20 protein-coding genes are annotated in these 16,695 nt (G+C 59.9%); 8 read left to right on the top strand and 12 right to left on the bottom strand.

The window, feature by feature from the left end:
* Positions 1-161: 161 nt before the first annotated feature.
* The 5 genes from B0E33_RS08625 to B0E33_RS08605 all read right to left on the bottom strand — a co-directional run bounded on the left by B0E33_RS08625 (position 162) and on the right by B0E33_RS08605 (position 3,613).
* The gene (locus tag B0E33_RS08625; protein WP_077290961.1) at positions 162-740 is read right to left on the bottom strand and encodes a glutathione peroxidase; all 579 of its coding nucleotides are present in this window, start codon (positions 738-740) and stop codon (positions 162-164) included.
* Positions 741-841: 101 nt separating this feature from the next.
* Entirely contained in the window at positions 842-1,408 is a 567-nt protein-coding gene (locus B0E33_RS08620; RefSeq protein WP_022998927.1) for a DUF1190 domain-containing protein, read from the bottom strand.
* A 90-nt stretch (positions 1,409-1,498) separates the two neighbouring features.
* Entirely contained in the window at positions 1,499-1,909 is a 411-nt protein-coding gene (locus B0E33_RS08615) for a DUF350 domain-containing protein (protein WP_022998926.1), read from the bottom strand.
* A gap of 20 nt (positions 1,910-1,929) precedes the next feature.
* Entirely contained in the window at positions 1,930-2,577 is a 648-nt protein-coding gene (locus tag B0E33_RS08610) for a DUF2491 family protein (RefSeq protein WP_022998925.1), read from the bottom strand.
* On the bottom strand, positions 2,558-3,613 hold the full coding sequence (locus B0E33_RS08605) for an ion channel (RefSeq protein WP_077290960.1): 1,056 nt from the start codon (positions 3,611-3,613) through the stop codon (positions 2,558-2,560). Before B0E33_RS08605 ends, B0E33_RS08610 begins: the two co-directional genes overlap by 20 nt.
* Positions 3,614-3,776: 163 nt before the next feature.
* Here B0E33_RS08605 and B0E33_RS08600 point away from each other — a divergent pair, with 163 nt between their 5' ends.
* From B0E33_RS08600 to B0E33_RS08590, 3 genes are read left to right on the top strand one after another with little or no spacing between them, the layout of a single operon-like run.
* Positions 3,777-4,217: a YjfI family protein gene (locus B0E33_RS08600; protein WP_022998923.1), complete on the top strand. Its 441-nt coding sequence runs from the start codon at positions 3,777-3,779 to the stop codon at positions 4,215-4,217.
* A 33-nt stretch (positions 4,218-4,250) separates the two neighbouring features.
* Positions 4,251-4,922 carry a PspA/IM30 family protein gene (locus tag B0E33_RS08595; protein WP_022998922.1) on the top strand — a complete coding sequence of 224 codons (672 nt, stop codon included), beginning with the start codon at positions 4,251-4,253 and terminating at the stop codon, positions 4,920-4,922.
* Positions 4,923-4,937: 15 nt separating this feature from the next.
* Entirely contained in the window at positions 4,938-6,104 is a 1,167-nt protein-coding gene (locus B0E33_RS08590; RefSeq protein ID WP_077290959.1) for a glutathionylspermidine synthase family protein, read from the top strand.
* A 162-nt stretch (positions 6,105-6,266) separates the two neighbouring features.
* On the opposite strand, the gene B0E33_RS08585 is transcribed toward B0E33_RS08590, so the two are convergent.
* From B0E33_RS08585 to B0E33_RS08575, 3 genes are all read right to left on the bottom strand, one after another.
* On the bottom strand, positions 6,267-6,449 hold the full coding sequence (locus B0E33_RS08585) for a hypothetical protein (RefSeq protein WP_022998920.1): 183 nt from the start codon (positions 6,447-6,449) through the stop codon (positions 6,267-6,269).
* A gap of 243 nt (positions 6,450-6,692) precedes the next feature.
* Complete coding sequence (locus B0E33_RS08580) at positions 6,693-7,178, bottom strand: flavin reductase family protein (protein WP_077290958.1); 486 nt, start codon at positions 7,176-7,178, stop codon at positions 6,693-6,695.
* A complete protein-coding gene (locus tag B0E33_RS08575; protein ID WP_077290957.1) occupies positions 7,178-8,269 on the bottom strand; it encodes an LLM class flavin-dependent oxidoreductase in 1,092 nt (363 codons plus the stop codon). The genes B0E33_RS08580 and B0E33_RS08575 overlap by 1 nt, the downstream gene beginning before the upstream one ends.
* A 121-nt stretch (positions 8,270-8,390) precedes the next feature.
* Between B0E33_RS08575 and B0E33_RS08570 the strand changes: the two genes are divergently transcribed.
* The 3 genes from B0E33_RS08570 to B0E33_RS08560 all read left to right on the top strand — a co-directional run bounded on the left by B0E33_RS08570 (position 8,391) and on the right by B0E33_RS08560 (position 10,134).
* Positions 8,391-8,921, top strand: coding sequence for a winged helix DNA-binding protein (locus B0E33_RS08570; RefSeq protein WP_022998917.1), 531 nt, complete (start codon positions 8,391-8,393; stop codon positions 8,919-8,921).
* A 208-nt stretch (positions 8,922-9,129) separates the two neighbouring features.
* Positions 9,130-9,522 (top strand): VOC family protein, encoded by a 393-nt coding sequence (locus B0E33_RS08565; protein ID WP_022998916.1) that lies wholly within the window; start codon positions 9,130-9,132, stop codon positions 9,520-9,522.
* 96 nt (positions 9,523-9,618) lie between these two features.
* The gene (locus B0E33_RS08560; RefSeq protein WP_077290956.1) at positions 9,619-10,134 is read left to right on the top strand and encodes a GNAT family N-acetyltransferase; all 516 of its coding nucleotides are present in this window, start codon (positions 9,619-9,621) and stop codon (positions 10,132-10,134) included.
* Here B0E33_RS08560 and B0E33_RS08555 read toward each other — a convergent pair.
* Positions 10,118-11,398, bottom strand: a complete 1,281-nt coding sequence (locus B0E33_RS08555) for a CynX/NimT family MFS transporter (protein WP_077290955.1) — start codon at positions 11,396-11,398, stop codon at positions 10,118-10,120. The two genes, B0E33_RS08560 and B0E33_RS08555, sit on opposite strands and share 17 nt — an antisense overlap.
* Positions 11,395-12,072: a FadR/GntR family transcriptional regulator gene (locus B0E33_RS08550; RefSeq protein ID WP_077290954.1), complete on the bottom strand. Its 678-nt coding sequence runs from the start codon at positions 12,070-12,072 to the stop codon at positions 11,395-11,397. The genes B0E33_RS08555 and B0E33_RS08550 overlap by 4 nt, the downstream gene beginning before the upstream one ends.
* Positions 12,073-12,444: 372 nt before the next feature.
* On the opposite strand from B0E33_RS08550, the gene B0E33_RS08545 reads away from it, so the two are divergent.
* Complete coding sequence (locus B0E33_RS08545) at positions 12,445-13,278, top strand: hypothetical protein (RefSeq protein WP_077290953.1); 834 nt, start codon at positions 12,445-12,447, stop codon at positions 13,276-13,278.
* Positions 13,279-13,342: 64 nt separating this feature from the next.
* On the opposite strand, the gene B0E33_RS08540 is transcribed toward B0E33_RS08545, so the two are convergent.
* Positions 13,343-14,377: an aldo/keto reductase gene (locus tag B0E33_RS08540; RefSeq protein WP_077290952.1), complete on the bottom strand. Its 1,035-nt coding sequence runs from the start codon at positions 14,375-14,377 to the stop codon at positions 13,343-13,345.
* A gap of 16 nt (positions 14,378-14,393) precedes the next feature.
* Positions 14,394-15,578, bottom strand: a complete 1,185-nt coding sequence (locus B0E33_RS08535) for an MFS transporter (protein WP_077290951.1) — start codon at positions 15,576-15,578, stop codon at positions 14,394-14,396.
* A 100-nt stretch (positions 15,579-15,678) separates the two neighbouring features.
* Here B0E33_RS08535 and B0E33_RS08530 point away from each other — a divergent pair, with 100 nt between their 5' ends.
* Complete coding sequence (locus B0E33_RS08530; RefSeq protein WP_077290950.1) at positions 15,679-16,584, top strand: LysR family transcriptional regulator; 906 nt, start codon at positions 15,679-15,681, stop codon at positions 16,582-16,584.
* Positions 16,585-16,695 lie beyond the last annotated feature (111 nt).

Here is a 16,695-nt window from a genome sequence, read left to right as displayed (position 1 = left end):
CCGCGGAGTGGGAGATAATCAGAAGGGATAAAGAGCGGGGTGTTCTTCTTGGGAAGACGCGCCTTCTGAAGGACAGCCGTCCGCAAGAGGGCGTACACGCCTGATAGCGAGTTGTTCGCTTCGTTTGAAAAGGTGCTGTTGATCGCTTCCAGGGATCAGGATCAGGATCCGGGCAGGGCCTTCTCGATCGCGGCGGTCACGTCCGATGAAGTCGGCGGCACAGGCGTCGGGAACCAGGCAAGGATGCTGCCGTCTGGCCCGACGAGATACTTGTGGAAGTTCCAGTAGGGGCGTGCCGTGGGGCCAAGCTCGCTTGCGGCCCATCGATAAAAAGGATGGGCCTTTTCGCCCTTCACGACCGTCTTGGCGGCAAGTGGAAATTCGGCACCGTACTTGGCTTCGCAGAATTTTGCGATGTCGCCGTCGGCGCGCGGTTCCTGGCCGCCGAAATCGTTGGACGGAACCCCGAGCACAAGCAAGCCGCGGTCCGAATAGGTTTCATGCAGCTTCTGCAAGCCGGCCAGTTGTCCGCTGAAGCCGCATTCCGTTGCCGTGTTGACGATCAGAATTGCCTTGCCGGCATAATCCTTGAGCGCAATCGGTTCGCCATAGGGCATTTCGAAGGTGAAGGCATGGGCCGACTGAGCTGCTTCGCTTTGGCCCTCAAGGTCCTTGGCTTGAGCAACGGCACAAAGGCACGTTGCCGCCAGACACCAGACGAAAGAAAGAAGCCGGTACATTTCAACACCCTCACGCTTTGGCAATGGTACGCGCCGGGGTTGGCAACAGATCACCGCGTGTGTGCTGCAGTACCTGAATGCCGGTTACCTTCTGTCGGCCGTTACCCGCCGCGGAACCCGGAACTCGACCGGCTGCCGAACCCGCCACGTGAAGCGACGGAAGTCCTTGTCTGGACTTTTGCCGGCTTGGGTGGCGTCTTCACCGCATCGTCATAGGTACGCCAGCTGCCGCCGCCATAACTGCCGACGTAATAGCCGCCGGATGTGTAGTAGCGTTTGCTGCCGCGTTCCGGATAGACCGGGCGCACGTTGCTCTGGATCAGTTGGTTGGTAACGGCGCCGGTCAATGCCCCTGCCAGGAAATAACCTGCCGGAAACGGCGTGTAGTAGGAAGATCCGTCGGTGGCACTGTCGTAGGCGCAAACGTTGTTGCCGTGTTGCTCGTTACACAGGTTGACGGTGTCATAGCGTGGTCCGGAGGCCTTGTGGATTGACTTGCCGGCGGTAATTGCCTCGACACAAACCTCGTCCGGGACGTAGCTGTCGGCGACACATTCCGCCTCGGTCTTGTAGACCCGGCCATCCAGCGTCGGTTCGTCCGAGCAGCCTGCAATGGTCACGGTCGTCGTTGCCATGACCACCAGCTTGATCGACTTGGAGCGTTTCATGAATTTTCTCCCGACCTTCAAACGGTCTGATGAAATGCTTTGCGTGATACGGTTCGGGGCATCAGCGCAGGGCGGCCCGTACCGCCTCGGTCAGTAGGTGATGCAGGCGGCGTTCAGCAGGCCGACTGTCAGCGAAATGGCAGCAAGATTGGTGCTGATCGCCATTTCACCACCCTTGATCCGGTCCGTGACCTTCGGGAAGAACCGGCGGAAGACCTGGTAGACCACAAGCTGTGCGGCACAGGCGATGATGCCCCAGATGATGAAGTCGATGATGCTCACGGAATTCGCCGCGGCGCTGGCCAGAGGCAGCGAAAAGCCGAGGAAGGCCGCGCTGAAGACCACCGAAGCGGCAACGTTGTTTTCCTTGATCAACGCCATTTCGTCATGCGGGGTCATGACGGTATAGATTTTCATGAAAATCAGCAGCATGACGATGGCTGTAATGAAATAGGCAATAAAAGGAACGATGCCTGAAAGGGACGCCTGAAGGTCTGCCATATTGGTCTCCACTATTCAGTTCAGACAGAAAAATTGTGCCGCTCAAGCGGGAAGCCTAGCATGAACGCGACGCTGCGTTCCGCATTTTCCGGCTCTTCCATGTTGACGAGCAGCATTTCGTCCCGGCCGTCCTGCAGGGGGCGGGCAAAAAGCATGGCGGTCTGGAAGATCTTGCGCCTTCCGCGGCCTTCGCGGTCGTCGCACACTTCCTCCCAGTAGGTCATCGGATCTTCCGGCGCAGTCGACGTATCGAACCAGGCCCGCTCGAAACGGTAGTCGCGATCTTCGCCCGGCAGTGAAAAGCTCGTCTGGCGGATCGCGGATTTCACCCGGTTCCACTCGGTGTCGCCGGTCGGGTACTGCACGTCATAGAAGTACCACAGCATGATCTCGTCGACCCGCTCGTCGTTCTTGCCGTCGCCGCCCTGAAACTGGATCAGGAAGCGGTCGTCGTCAGGATAGAAACGATGCATGTGCGATTGTTCGCCAAGGTCGCAATGCCCCTGGGCGGTGATCATCAGCGTGGTGTCGGGACGTTCGATCAGACTGTCGGCAGGCAGCAGGCGAAGCGCGATCGGATCGAAGGAAATGCCTCTGCCGATGGTCAGACCGAGAACTTCCGGCGGCTGCCAGCCTTTGTCCTTCTTGTTAAACAGTGATCCGAACATCAGCTCCCCCCAGACCGGCCGTGATCTCGCCCGCCGCGAGACGTTTGTTGGCGAGATAATAGATCGAGCCGCCTGTCTTCAACGTCTTGGGGAAAGGTCTGAACAGGAAATCCGGATCGTCCGGCTGGGAAACCGCAATCAGCGTACCTTCGGCGCCTGAAAGGGCCTGTTCCAGTTTGCCGGTTTCGGTGCCGCCACCGCTTTGGACGATGGCCGAATAAATGGTCGCGCCGAGGCCCGCTGTGGACAGGGCCATCAGGATCTGACCCGCGCCGGGGTCCTGCGCAGCGCGTACCAGTGCTTCGCAGGCGTTCGACACCACCGGTTCGATTCGCGCAAGGTTGCCTGCGCGCCGGGCGGTGTCACGGTCCTCGAAATAGGCCGCAATGTGAACGGTCTCGTTAAGTTCGCGAATGGCAAGGCAGGTGTTGAAGGTTTCCGCATCCGAGCCGGCGTAGACCAGCACTTTCTGCGCGCCTGGAATGGCCGCACGGCGCAGCGACTGCAGGGCGTCCATGCGTTCTGCCCGGATCAGCCGTACGCCCTCCGGCACTTCCACGTTCTTGGAGTCCGCAAGCAAAATGATCTTGTCGTCTCCGTCCTGGCCGGCAACCAGGTTCTCCACCATCAAGGGTGTCTTGTCCCGGTGATAGCCGACAATCACCGTGGCGTTCTGCACGCGCTCATAGTTTCCGTTGCCGTCAGCCATACGCCTCACTCCTTCCACAAGGACACCCGTCAACCGGCCCAGGACGGCCGAGAAAATCAGCAACGCACCCGGAAAGAACCAGAAGGCGGCCACCATCCGGCCTGCTTCCGTCGACGGAGACAGGTCGCCGTAACCGACCGTCGAGGCGGTTGTCGCGGCAAAATAGATGAAGGTCAGCGGATTGCCCGTCAGGCCTGTTTCACCAGCCAGGAAAAACAGGATCCACGAGATCACCATATAGGCGCATATCAGCGTCGCAAGCAGCCAGAGCTTGAGCTCGAGGACGTGTTGGTAGAGCCGAGAAATGATGAGTTGCAGGATTGGCACCGCTGAAATTTGCCCCCTGTTTCGGTCGCCGGCTACTCTGACCAGAGCCCGCCCTATTGTCAATTCGGCATAGCTTTCCGAATAATCGCTTGAAACGGCTAGACGGGGCTTCTACTTGTTCGAGGCCGGATCCCGGCACCGGATTTGAAATGGAGGGCTTTGGATGAGTACGCGGCAATCTCCCTGGACACTTGCGGAGCTGAAGGAAGCTCTGGAGCAATCGGATTCCTTCGCGGCAGGTGAAATCAGCTGCACGGTCAGTTCCGATCAGGCCGGCGTGCTGGAAGTCCAGCTTCACTCGGCCGGTGAAATCACCCTGTTCATGGTTGTCGGCGAAACCCAGATCCTGACGTCCACGGTTCTGTGGCCTTGCGATGCCCAGGAGGACCCGGCCTCCTTCGAGGCGATGATGCTGCGCAATCACAAGAAGCTGCTGCCGCTCTGCGCCCTGTCCATCGATATGATCGACGGACGCGAATATTACGAGCTCTTCGGCGCCATGTCCGTGCGCTCGACACTGGATTCGGTCGAGACGGAATTGCGCACCATCGCCAACAGCGCTCTGGAGCTGGCCGCCGACGTCGGTCCCAAGGCCGCTGCCTGATCCCGCCGCCAATTTGAAGAAGGACATTTGAAAATGAGTGTTTGGGGCAAATTGATTACGGCGTTCAAGGGCCACGCCCACAATGCCGCGGAATCCGTTCAGGACGCCAACCTGATGACGATCCTGGAACAGGAAATCCGCGAAGCAAAACAGGCGATCGGTGCAGCCAAGGACGAGAAGGCGCGCATGGCGGCCAACCGCAAGCTGAAGGAAAAATCCGTCGCCGAACTGATGACCGAAATCGAGCGGCGCACGGAAGCAGCCCGCAGTGCCAAGGCACAGGGCGACGAGCCGCTGGCCATAGAGATCATCGAGAGCGTGCTGAAACTGCGGGACAAGGCGGAAGCCGACCAGGCTCTGTTCGATCAGTACAAGTCCACCGAAGAGCGCATGGACAGCACCATTCGCCAGTCGATGAACAAGATCGAGACCCTGCAGCGCAAGATGGAAAGCGCAAAGGCCAACGAAGCGTTGATCAAGGCCCAGAAGGCGGCCTCCACCAACACCACGGCTTCCGACGGCCGGCTGGCCAGTGCGGTCGACAGCCTCGCACGCCTGGAACAGCGCCAGGCGGAACAGCAGGCCATGCTGGAAGCGGCTGAGGAAGACGCTCGCCTGGAAAGCGGCGCCGATCTGGAAGCCAAGATCAAGGCCCTGGAAAATCCGGCCCGCAACGACGTGCAGGCTCTTCTGGCGAAGCTCTGACGCCCCGCTTGCACCATGAAGCGGATCGCAGTTCCTGAAAGACCGGGGTGGAAGGACGAAGCCGAGCGCCTCGGCTTCGGCTTTCATACCATGTACGGCGCACCGTACTGGGACGAGACCCACGCCTATCAGTTCACTCTGCGCGAGATCGAGGACGACTTGGAGGATCCCTCGCAGGAGCTCTACGGCATGTGCCTCGATCTGGTCGATCGGGCTGTCCGTGACGACAGTCTCATGGACAAGATGGCGATCCCGGAAAAGTACCGCTCCTGGATCCGCAATTCCTGGGAGCAGCAACAGCCCTCGCTTTATGGCCGCTTCGATTTCTTCTACGACGGCAGCGGGCCAGCAAAGCTTCTCGAATTCAATGCCGACACGCCAACGGCGCTTTACGAAACCGGCTTCTTTCAGTGGATCTGGCTGGAGCAGCAGATGGCGGCTGGCGTTCTGCCGACCGACAGCGATCAGTTCAACTCCGTTCAGGATCGCCTGATCGAGCGGTTCGCCGCCATGTTCGCGCCCGGCTATCACATCCACTTCGCGTCATCGAAGGATCACGACGAAGATCGTGCAACCGTGCGCTATCTGGAAGACTGCGCGCGGCAGGCGGGGCTGATACCGCATTTTGTTGCTGTGGAAGAGATCGGGCTCGACGGCGAGGGCCGGTTTGCCGACGCCGACAGTTTCGTGATCGACGCCCTGTTCAAGCTTTATCCCTACGAAGACATGCTGCGCGAGGATTACGGCCCCTATCTGCCCGATGCGCCGATACAGTTGCTTGAGCCACCCTGGAAGGCCGTGCTGTCGAACAAGGCAATCCTGCCGCTGCTCTGGCAGATGTTTCCGGACCACCCGAACCTGCTGCCGTCCTACTTCGAGGGGGAGGCGGATGAGGCATTCCTGAAGGGCCCGCATGTGCGCAAACCTTTCTTCAGTCGGGAGGGTGCCAACATCACGGTGCGCGGTCTCGGATCCGAAGAACTCAGCACACCCGGCGGGTATGGCGCGGAAGGCCACATCCTGCAGGCCTATGCGGAACCGCCGAAATTTGGCGACGACTACGTCATGATCGGTTCATGGATTATTGGCGGCCAGGCATCGGGCATCTGCCTGCGCGAGGACAAGGCACCGGTGACGCAAGACCTGTCGCGGTTTGTGCCGCATGTCATTCTGGAAAGCTGATTGCCGAAAACGCGCTGGTTGACGGGGTATGGTTGGATGTGAAACCGACCCGGCGGCCGGGCGCGACTGTTATTATGGGTCGTTCTTGTTTTCGTGCGCCTCACGGCCGCCTGTCGGTTCACAGGCAGGCTGTGTCAGCCCGCCCTGAAGTGAAACCCGGTATCAGGACCGGCCGGCTGCAACTGATCTCGGCGGTGCCATGCCGTCATCCTGTTCCTGTCCGAAAAACGTTCCACCAAGCTGTCCGCCGGCGTTGGACTTGTCAGCGACCCGCTTGATCTTTTCTGCCTCCTGTTCGGCTTCCTTGCGAAGCTTCGGGCTGAGATCGTTCATGGAAAGGTCCATCTGGTCCTCCTGTGTTAGTTATGGGTCCATGGAATAAACGGAGCGCGCACAGGATGGTTCCTTGTCCGGCCTGGAGAGGGGGACGGCGGAACGGATTTCTGGACGGACAGAAACTCTGTAAATCGCGAAAAAGCGGGCTATCTGGACGGTTCATGTTCCAGGCAGATTTTTTGCGGAAAATTTAAGTCGCGGGATGGAGAGACGCAGCTCCTCAAGAAGCTGCGTCTCTCGGCAAAAGGCCGTTTACAACGGTTGGAACGCTCCGTTCCAGTAAACCAGCGCGCCCGATGACTGGCTTTGCCGGATTGCACGCACCTTGCCGATGACAATCGAATGGGTCGCCCGGTCGATCATCTCCTCGACCTCGCAATCGAAAGCGGCCGGAGCATCTTCCAGCAGAAGAGCCCCGGTTTCCGCCGTGCGCCATGTGGCTCCGGCATAACGTTCCGCTCCCTTGACGCCGCCGAACCCCGAAAAGTTTTCGGCAACCTTGCGGTGCTCGGGCCCAAGCGAAGACCAGCCGAATTTCGGATACTTCTTCAGCAAGGGCCAACTGGAGGAAGCCTTGTTGACGCAGGCAAGCACCAGCGGCGGATCGGCGCTGAGAGACATTGCCGATGTGACGAGGAGGCCTGAAATGTCCTCTCCCTCACCGACCGTGATGATGGAACAATTGCCCACCAACGCCCGCATGGCGTTGGTGAATTCTCTGGACGGCACGGGGTCCATCACCGGATACCGGCTTCCGCAAGCAGCGGCAGAACATTGTCACGGAAATACGGGAACTCCTCGACATAGTCGACAAAGGAGAGCGTCGTTCCGGCAAAGCCTGTTTCGTGCAGTTTTAGGATGCCGTCGGCCACCTGCCGCGGAGTTCCAACCAGCGGGAACCCGCCGTGGCCCATGGCGAACAGGTTCTTGATCTGGGCCAGCAGGTCGTGCGGAAACGACTGCGCATGCGCGAACTGCAGATTGACCAGATTGTCCACCGCTTCCCAGTCTGCCAGATCGCCCATCAGCCGGTCTCGGAGGGCGGTCGCCTCTTCCTCAGTTTCCCGGCAGATGACGTGGCTGAAGGTCAGAACACCCACATCGCGCCCCTTCTCCGCCGCCTGCGCTTTCAGTTCCTTGATTTCATCGACGGACCGGTTGAGATCGATGGCAGGCGTGAACAGGTAGTCGGCATTGTCGGTGGCAAAGGTCCGTCCGGTTGCTGATCCTGCCGCGTTCAGGATCGGTGGCCGGCCGTTGACGGGCTTGGGGTCGCCAGCAACGTGCTTCAGGTTGAAGTATTTGCCCTCCCAGTCGAAATACTCCTTCGAGGTCCAGAGCTTCTCGACCACATCGAACCATTCCTGGGCGTAGCCGTAGCGGGTTTCGTGATCGTCGGGCAGGGTCAGGCCCAGGGCTTCGTATTCCGGCTTGTTCCAGCCCGCGACAATGTTCAGTCCCGCGCGGCCATTGCCCACCTGATCCATCGTGGCAATCTGCTTGGCGACGACCACCGGATTGTTTGCAGCTGTATGCACCGTGGCGAACACAGTGATGTTTTTCGTTGAGGCCAGCAGCGCGGTTGCCCAGGTGACCGTTTCCAGCACGCTGCCGTGAAAGTCCGTCTCGCCGCCGTAACCGATCCAGCGGGCGATCGGCAGCATGAAGTCGATGCCGGCATCATCCAGCATCTGGCCGAGTTTCAGGTTGTTTTCCCAGCTATTGACCCATCTGGACGGCGATTTGGTGACCGTCATCCCGGACGAGCAATTGGACGAAAAGGTCCCGAGTTTGAAGCCGTTCTTGTCTTGCATCATGTTGGTAGGCATGGATCCCCTCCATTTAGGATAGATTTTCAATTGTATTTTTTATTTGAAACTATGTGCAAAAACGCCCTTACGTCAAACTGAATCGCAGCTATATTCGATCTGAAAAAACGAAGAGGGACCGATGACCGGCAAGTCGGACGATCAGAAGCTCAACTATCACTGGCACCTTTCGGAGAACGATGCGGAGGTCGTCTGCACCGAGCTGGAATTCGCGTTGATGCGCTGTTTCGAGGCGTTCGGGCGATGGCAGACAGAATGCCTGGCGTCTGTCAGCGACGTTGGGGCGACCGGCCCGGAAAACGCACTGCTGCATATCGTGCGCATGAACGACCGGGCAAAAAGCATCAAGGAACTGGCCCGGCTTACCAACCGCGACGACATTCCGAACATCCAGTATTCGATGCGAAAACTCGTGGCGGCGGGGCTGATTGAAAAGCAGGGCTCGGGCCGCACGGGTGTGACCTATCAGGCGACACCGGAAGGCAAGAAGATCACCGATGATTACGGCGCTGTGCGCAAACGGCTGCTGATTGAGCAGATCTCAAGTCTGCCCGAATTCGACAAGCGCCTGAAAGAGGCAGGGCAAAGCCTCAATATCCTGGCGGGCATCTACGAAGAGATATCCCGCATCGCCGCGACCTACCGCCGGTAACGGTGGTTCCATACCATTGACGTGTATGGCCAGGCTTATCGCGCTGTTCCAGCGAGGAGCCGTCTCGCTGCGGCTCTGCTGCGGTTGGTGAGGTAAGTTTGCGCACTGTTGCGTTGCGGCTCTGGCAAGCGGGAGGAACTGTGATATGAGCGGGCCAGACGGCCTGGTCGAGACGGGCCACACCTTCAGCGCGGGTTAATTTTCAAAAATGTTGTCAGGGGTTTGTATCGGCGCCAACGATCTTTCGGCTGCCGGCCGGTTTTACGACGAAGTGCTTGCGACTATTGGCATGAAGCGGGTTTTTTCCGATCCCCGCGAGCTTGGCTATGCAGGTGCCGATGGCCGTATATCGCTGTTTGTCTTGTTGCCGTTTGACGGGCGGGCAGCCACATCGGGCAATGGTACGCAGGTCATGTTCTATGCGCCGGATGCGGAGGCCGTCAGGGCGTTTCATGCTGCTGCACTGCGGTGCGGTGGACGTGATGAAGGGGCACCCGGCCCTCGTTCCTATCACCCGGATTATTTCGGCGCTTATGTGCGTGATCTCGACGGTAACAAGCTGAATGTCTCCGTCAGCCTGGAAAACGGCACCACCGCCTGAACACGCAGTGTTGATCATCAGGCAAAGGAGTTGTCTTGATCGGGCCGGCCATTTTGGGTGCAAGAGGCGCTGGCCAGTTTCAGGAGATGCCAGCCCATGCCCAGATCAAGTCAGTCGATAATCGAGTTTGTGCGCCTGCCGGACATTCCGCTGGAAGAGCTGGTCGCGCATATGTCCGACCCGCGTGTCGGCACCCACATGCCGCTTCTGACCTTCTCATGGGATCTCGAGATGGCTGCGAAGTTCGTAGCGGCCAAGGAAGCCTGCTGGCAACGCGACGGACTTGGTCACTGGGCCTTTCTGGCAGACGGCCGCTATGTCGGCTGGGGTGGTTTTCAGAAAGAAGGCGAGGAGTGGGATTTCGGGCTGGTGCTGCACCCGGCAGCCTTTGGCCTCGGCATGCCGATCACCAGAAAGGCGCTGGCCTTTGCCAGTGAAGACCCGCGCATTCCATTCGTCACCTTCCTGCTGCCGCCGTCCCGACGGAACCTCGGTGCACTGCGTCGGATGGGGGCACGTTTCATCGGCGAGACCGATTATGACGGCACGCGTTTCCTGAAATACCGGCTGGAAACATCAGGCCCCGTTGGCGCGGTCAGCCGGACAGCTTGACCGTCTCCACATTGACGTGACTTGCCTTTCCGGCGAACCAGCCGTTGATGGCGGCGCCAAGGCCAAGCGCCACGAACAGCACCGCACTCCAGGCAAAGCTTCCCGTCCAGCTTCGGATGAGGCCGACGATCAGTGGGCCGATGGCGGCAAGCGTATAGCCGACGCATTGGGCCATGCCCGAAAGCTGCGCAGCGGAATGGGAATCCTGTGTCCGCAACACGATGACCGTAAGCGCCACCGCAATCAGTCCGCCCTGGCCGATGCCCTGCAGCACCGCCCAGATCCAGACGGTGGACAGTGGCGCGAATTGCAGGCCGAGCAGGGCTATAACCGCTATGGCGCAAAGTGCGACGTTGATCAGCCGCTGGTCCTTGCCGCGAACGGCAAGATGCGGTGCTATCAGGCAGGCGGCAGCCTGCACCATCACCGACACCGACACGATTGCGCCGGCAGTGACGCCGTCCAGCCCGCGGGCGCGGAGGATCGGTACCAGCCAGCCGAAGACGCAATAGGCAAGTGCGGATTGCAGACCCATGAACAGGGTCACGTGCCAGGCCAGCCTGTCACCCCACATGCCCTTCACCACATAAGTCGGACCCTTGGGGCGCTTGCGCGTCGCCATGACCTGCGGAAACCACAGGACGGCCACCACGAGTGCCGGCACGGCCCAGATCGCAAGCGCGCCCTCGATCGAACCACCGAGGGCCGCTTCAAACGGAATGGTCAATCCTGCGCCGGCGGCAGCGCCCGCGCAAAGTGCCATGGTGTACCACCCGGTCACCAGTGCGGCCTTGTCGGGGAAATCGCGCTTGACGAGCCCGGGCAGAAGTACGTTGCCAACCGCGATACAGGCACCCGCCAACGCCGTTCCAAGAAACAGCAACGGCACGGAGGACGTTCCTCGTGCTGCCGTTCCAATGGCCAGCAAAACCACGACAGCAAGCAATGTGCGTTCCGTGCCGATGCGGCGGGCAAGGCGTGGAGCCAGCGGTGAGAACAGGCCGAGACACACAACGGGCAGTGTCGTCAGAAGGCTTGCGCCCGTTGGCGACAGGCCAAAATTTTCGCGGATTTCCAGAAGCAGCGCCGACGCGCTGGAAAAGACCGGACGCAGGTTGAAGGCGATCAGTACCAGACTTGCGCCCAGCAGAAACCGCACCAGTCCGCTCTGCGTCGCCGGCTGGGATTGCTCAGCGGAAACGTCAATGTCTTCGGCATCGATCAGTTCGATCGAGCCGGGATCGATTTCAGATGCCTGTGTCATGAGCCGAGCAGTCGCTCCAGGTCTCTCAGGACAGGGGCCATGAACCGGCGGACGGCGGCCTCGGCCAGTTCCGGGTCGCCTGTCTCGATGGCATCGACAATGGCCGCGTGGGCCGCCATATCGGGTTCCTGCAGGTCTTTTCCAAGCGTAGCCTCGATGGTCTCGCCGATCAGACTGGAGAAGAATTCGTACATGTTGACCAGAACGAAGTTTTGCGAGGCCGCGACAACAGCCCGGTGAAAGGCAAGGTCGCGCTCCACGAAACCGGCCTTGTCGTGACCATCATAGTTTCCGCGCTCCGTGAGCAAGCGGCGCAGCTCCGAAATCACCTCTGGTGTCTGGCGATGAGCGGCCAGCCTGGCGGCCTCCGCATCCAGCGCCAGCCTGGCCTCGAACTGGTCACGCAGGGTCGCGCGACGCGCCATGGTCAATGGCCCGATGGCATCGACGACCGACAGCACATAGGTGCCCGAGCCCTGCCGTGTTTCCAGGTAGCCTTGCGAAACAAGCACGCGCACGGCTTCGCGCACGGTGCCACGGCTGATGGAAAGCTGCGCCGAGAGCTGAGCCTCGTTGGGCAGCTTTTCCCCCACGGACCAGCGATTGCCCACGATTTCCGCCCGGATCGCCTCGGCTGCGCTGTCAACCAGGCTCGTTTTTGCCAGAGATTGCATTTGAAGTCACCAAATCATCAGATGACTTGATCATAGGGGTGATGACGCGGCTTGTCCATCGGCGAAATCGCGTGACGGAAAGACGCCTTTTCAGGTGTTGTCCCTGTCGAACAGCTCATGTGTCCGGTCGCGGGGATGTCGAGGCTTCAGTTGCCTCGCAAGGGCGCATCGCCTTGATCGCATCTTGCTGGCCGAGATCCCTCAAAAGGTGTGATGCTGCGCATTGCAACAATGACAAATAATGTGACGTGGAAGACAGACGCATTCGCGGGGGACGTGGCTATTTGGCTGCACCGGCAAGCCTACGAAAGACGCCGATTACGCATACAGCTTCAGGGGCCATTGAGGGGGCCTAACCAAGGGAGAGTGAATGTGGCCGAGTCTTTTTTTCTGCCTTACGAATACGTCGACGTTCTGACAAATCCTGGCCTGCAGACCAGCGCCGGCCGGGTCAAGCTTACGCAGTATCTTTGCAAGGACCGTGGTAACGGCGGCAACGACAGCGCAACCAGTTTTTTCAAGAATTTCCGTTGGATCAAGGATCCCCACGGCATCACGCTGAACCAGCATGTCGGCGGCCGCGAGATCGACCTGGCGCTGAAAGGCCAGGGAAACGACAAGACATTCGTCAAGATCTGGAACTTCATGCTGAAGAACAAGGATCTTTTGGACAAGTACAAGGTTGAGGTCTGCGGCCGCGCGAACAAGGACGGCTCCAAGGATGTCGAGCAGACCGGCAAGATCAAGAAACTCTACTTCGACAAGATGTCCGATCAGGCGGCACTGCAACAGATGGTGCAAGACCGCTTTTTCGGTATGGATTGCATAGGTTTTATCGCCAATTTCCTGATATTCACTGGTGAGTGGGACAAGTATTACGGTGTTTCACCCCGGCGGTATCCGGATCATGTCGCCAAGACCAACATCGACGACATCAACGAGGTCAAGCCACTCGATTTCATGGTCTGGAACGGACATGTGGCGATGATCGACTGGGTCTGGGAAGTTCTGGACGAGAAACGCGCGCGTATCGACATGTGCCAGAGCTCCAGCGGTGGTCCGCAATGCAACGAATACGTGATCCTGCGCCGTACCGGTGGCAAGGGTCTAAAGGGCGGTTGCGAATTCACGATCGACGGCGGCACCCCGGCCCCACCTGTGCGTGGCCATTTCACCATCTGGCGGCGGGAAGGGTTCTGGTATTGAGCACCAAGGTCCATTGGCGCGACAGGTTCATGTTGTCACTTGCCGCGCCGTTCAGGATTGCCCGTCAGACCAGGGTTGGGTTGAGCTGTGCGAAAGCCTCCTGCCTCTGATAGGGAAAATGCGGATAGGGAGCAGTCCGCGCGCTCGAGGCATCAAGACGGGCAATCTGCTCGTCCGTCAGCGCCCAACCCGTTGCTCCCAGATTGTCGCGAAGTTGCGCTTCGTTGCGCGCCCCGATGATGACCGACGCGACAGTGGGGCGTTGAAGCAGCCAGTTGATCGCCACTTGCGGGACTGTCTTGCCGGTTTCTTCTGCAATCGCATCCAGAACGTCGACGACCGAATAGAGCAGATCGTCTTCCACGGGAGGTCCGAAACTTGCGGTCTCATGCAGTCGGCTGCCCTCGGGGATCGGATTGTTCCTGCGGATCTTGCCGGTCAGCCGACCCCAGCCAAGCGGGCTCCATACCATGGCGCCCAGGCCCTGGTCTGCGCCGAGAGGCATCAGGTCCCACTCGTAGTCCCGTCCGACGAGAGAATAATAGACCTGGTTTGCGACATAGCGCGGCCAGCCGTGTTTTTCCGCAACGGCCAGTGATTTCATGATCTGCCATCCGGAGAAGTTGGAAACGCCGATATAGCGGATTTTCCCGTCGCGGACGAGCTGGTCGAGCGTCGACAGCACCTCTTCCACCGGGGTGAACGCGTCGAATGCATGCAGTTGCAGAAGATCGATATGGTCCGTTCCAAGGCGCTTGAGTGCGGCCTCGACACCCCTGATCAGCCTGAAGCGTGAAGACCCTGCCTCATTGGGGCCGTCCCCCAGGGGGAGGCTCATTTTCGTGGAGAGCAGCACCGCGTCGCGGCGGCCCTTGATTGCTTCACCGAGCACTTCTTCCGAAGCACCTTCGGAGTAGTTGTCCGCGGTGTCGAACAGGTTGACGCCGGCCTCGAGGCAGATGTCGACGAGGCGGCGCGCTTCTGCGACGTCCGTTGTGCCCCAATGACTGAAGAGTGGGCCGGAGCCGCCGAATGTGCCGGCGCCGAAGCTGAGGGCGGGAACCTTGAGCCCGGAGTTTCCAAGATTGCGATAGTCCATGTCGGTGATATCCTTTCTAGCTGGCAGTCTGGTGAGTGGAGATCGGGGAGGGTATGCGCCGCTCGATCGCGAAGGAGGTAAGCGCGACCACGATTGCGAGGAGGGGGAAACCCGCGGCGACCAAAGGCAGGTTTTCAAGTCCCGGCCCACGGGAGATGGCCAGGCCGCCGGCCCAGGCCCCAAGTGCGTTGCCGAGATTGAAGGCGGCAATGTTCAGGCTGGACGCAAGGCTTTCTCCGGCGCCAACGGCCTTCGACAGAACCCAGGACTGAAGCGGAGGAACCGTTGCAAAACCCGCCACGCCGAGCAGTCCCGTCAGCACCACGGCCGCGGTCTGGTTTCCAAAGGCGGCGGACATGACCGCTAGCACGAGTGCAAGGGCTGCCATGCTGCCGATGAGCGCGGTCTTCAGTCTGATGTCGGCAAGTTTTCCGCCCAGGAGATTTCCGGCGACCAGCCCCCCACCGAAGATCAACAGGATCGGGGATACCGCCGTGTCGGCAAATCCACTGACCTGCGTCAGCAACGGGGCGATGTAGGTGAACAGGGTGAAAACGCCTGCAAACCCCAGGACCGTGGTCAGGAAACCGAGAAGGACGGAGGCGCGCGACACGGCCTTCAGATCGGCCCGCCAGCCGGATTGTGCGGCGCGCGAACGATCGGTCGGAACGAGCAGAATGAGCACGGCCAGTGCGGCCAGGCCGATCAGCGTCACGGCCCAGAAGGTCATGCGCCAGCTGAATTGCTGGCCAAGCCAGGTTCCGGCAGGCACGCCGAGGATGTTGGCAAGCGTCAGCCCTGTAAACATGATGGCAATTGCGGACGCCTGCTTGTCCTTGCCGACCATGGAGGCGGCAAGGACCGAGCCGACACCGAAATAGGTTCCGTGGGCGAGGGCCGTGAGGATACGGGCTGCCATCAGCAGGTCGTAGCTAGGCGCAAGCGCGCAGGCAGCGTTCCCGATGATGAAGGTCACCATCAGGCCGATCAGCACGCGCTTCCGGTTCCAGGTCGCGGTGAAGACGGTCAGGATGGGCGCGCCGACCACGACCCCGAGGGCGTAGCCGGAGATGAGCATTCCTGCTGCAGCGACCGAGACACCAAGATCGCGGCTGACCTCTAGCAGAAGGCCCATGATGACGAATTCTGTGACGCCGATGCCAAAGGCTCCGGCCGCCAGTGCATAAAGAGCAAGGGGCATTTTGGATCCGGTCCATGAAATTTCGATGGACGGAACCTAGGCAGTGCTCATATCATGAACTATACGCCCGAAATGAATATAATAAGTGAATTGAAGTCATATGTCGCGCGCCAGCATAAACCGCAGCGGTGAGATGGAGGTCTTTGTTCAGGTTGTTGAACTGGGCGGGTTTTCCCACGCGGCCAGGCACCTGGGGATGACCCAGTCTGCAGTCAGCAAGCTGATTTCCCGGCTCGAGACACGGCTTGGCGCACGGCTTTTCAACCGGTCCACCCGGCGTCTGGATCTGACGGCCGAAGGATGTGTCTTTTACGAGCGTGCGCGAGAAATTCTCTCAAGCATCGATGAAGCGGAACGGCAGGCAGGGTTGGGCGAGCAGCCGGTCGGCCGCATTCGGCTGAACACCAGCGCCTCCTATGCGACCCACATTCTTGAGCCCGTCCTGCCTGTGTTCCTCGAGCAGTACCCCGACATCTCTCTCGAAATCGTTCTGACCGACGCCTTGATCGACCTTCTCGCGGAGCGGACGGATGTTGTGGTGCGGGCAGGGCCGCTCAAGGACTCCAGCCTGGTAGCACGCAAGCTCGGCGAAACACCGATGCTGATCGTCGCCTCACCTGACTATCTTCAGCGTGTCGGGGAACCTGCCTCCATCGCGGATCTGGAGGGGCACAGGAAAATCGGGTTCAACTATCCGCGGGAAGTCGATACCTGGCGCTTTCTGCGCGACGACGAACCGATAGCAGTCTGCCCGCCCGGGCGCGTTCAGGCGAGCGACGGCGAGGCCATCCGCCGGCTGGCGATCAACGGCCTTGGGTTGGCGCGTCTGGCCGCCTTTACCGTACGTGCTGACATCGCCGCGGGACGTCTGAAGCCGGTTCTTGAAAAGTGTTATGCAGACGACAGCGAAGCCTTCCACGCGGTCTACACCGGCCAGGGCGGTCCTTTGCCTGCACGTGTCCGCGTGCTGCTGAATTTTCTCGCTGAACATGGCGCCGTGTCCTAATGGTCACAATTGCATTTGTGCGGCCGTGATTGAGAAACGGCGACGATACTGAGGTGCGTTTTCGCGAAAGTCAGCAAGATGAAACACCTATGGGAGGCAGCCCGTAAGTCC

Origin of the sequence: Roseibium algicola, assembly GCF_001999245.1 — a bacterium.
Taxonomy (GTDB): Bacteria; Pseudomonadota; Alphaproteobacteria; order Rhizobiales; family Stappiaceae; genus Roseibium; species Roseibium algicola.
Note: the sequence above shows the minus strand (reverse complement) of the source record. Positions and strands in the feature narration are given on the sequence as shown.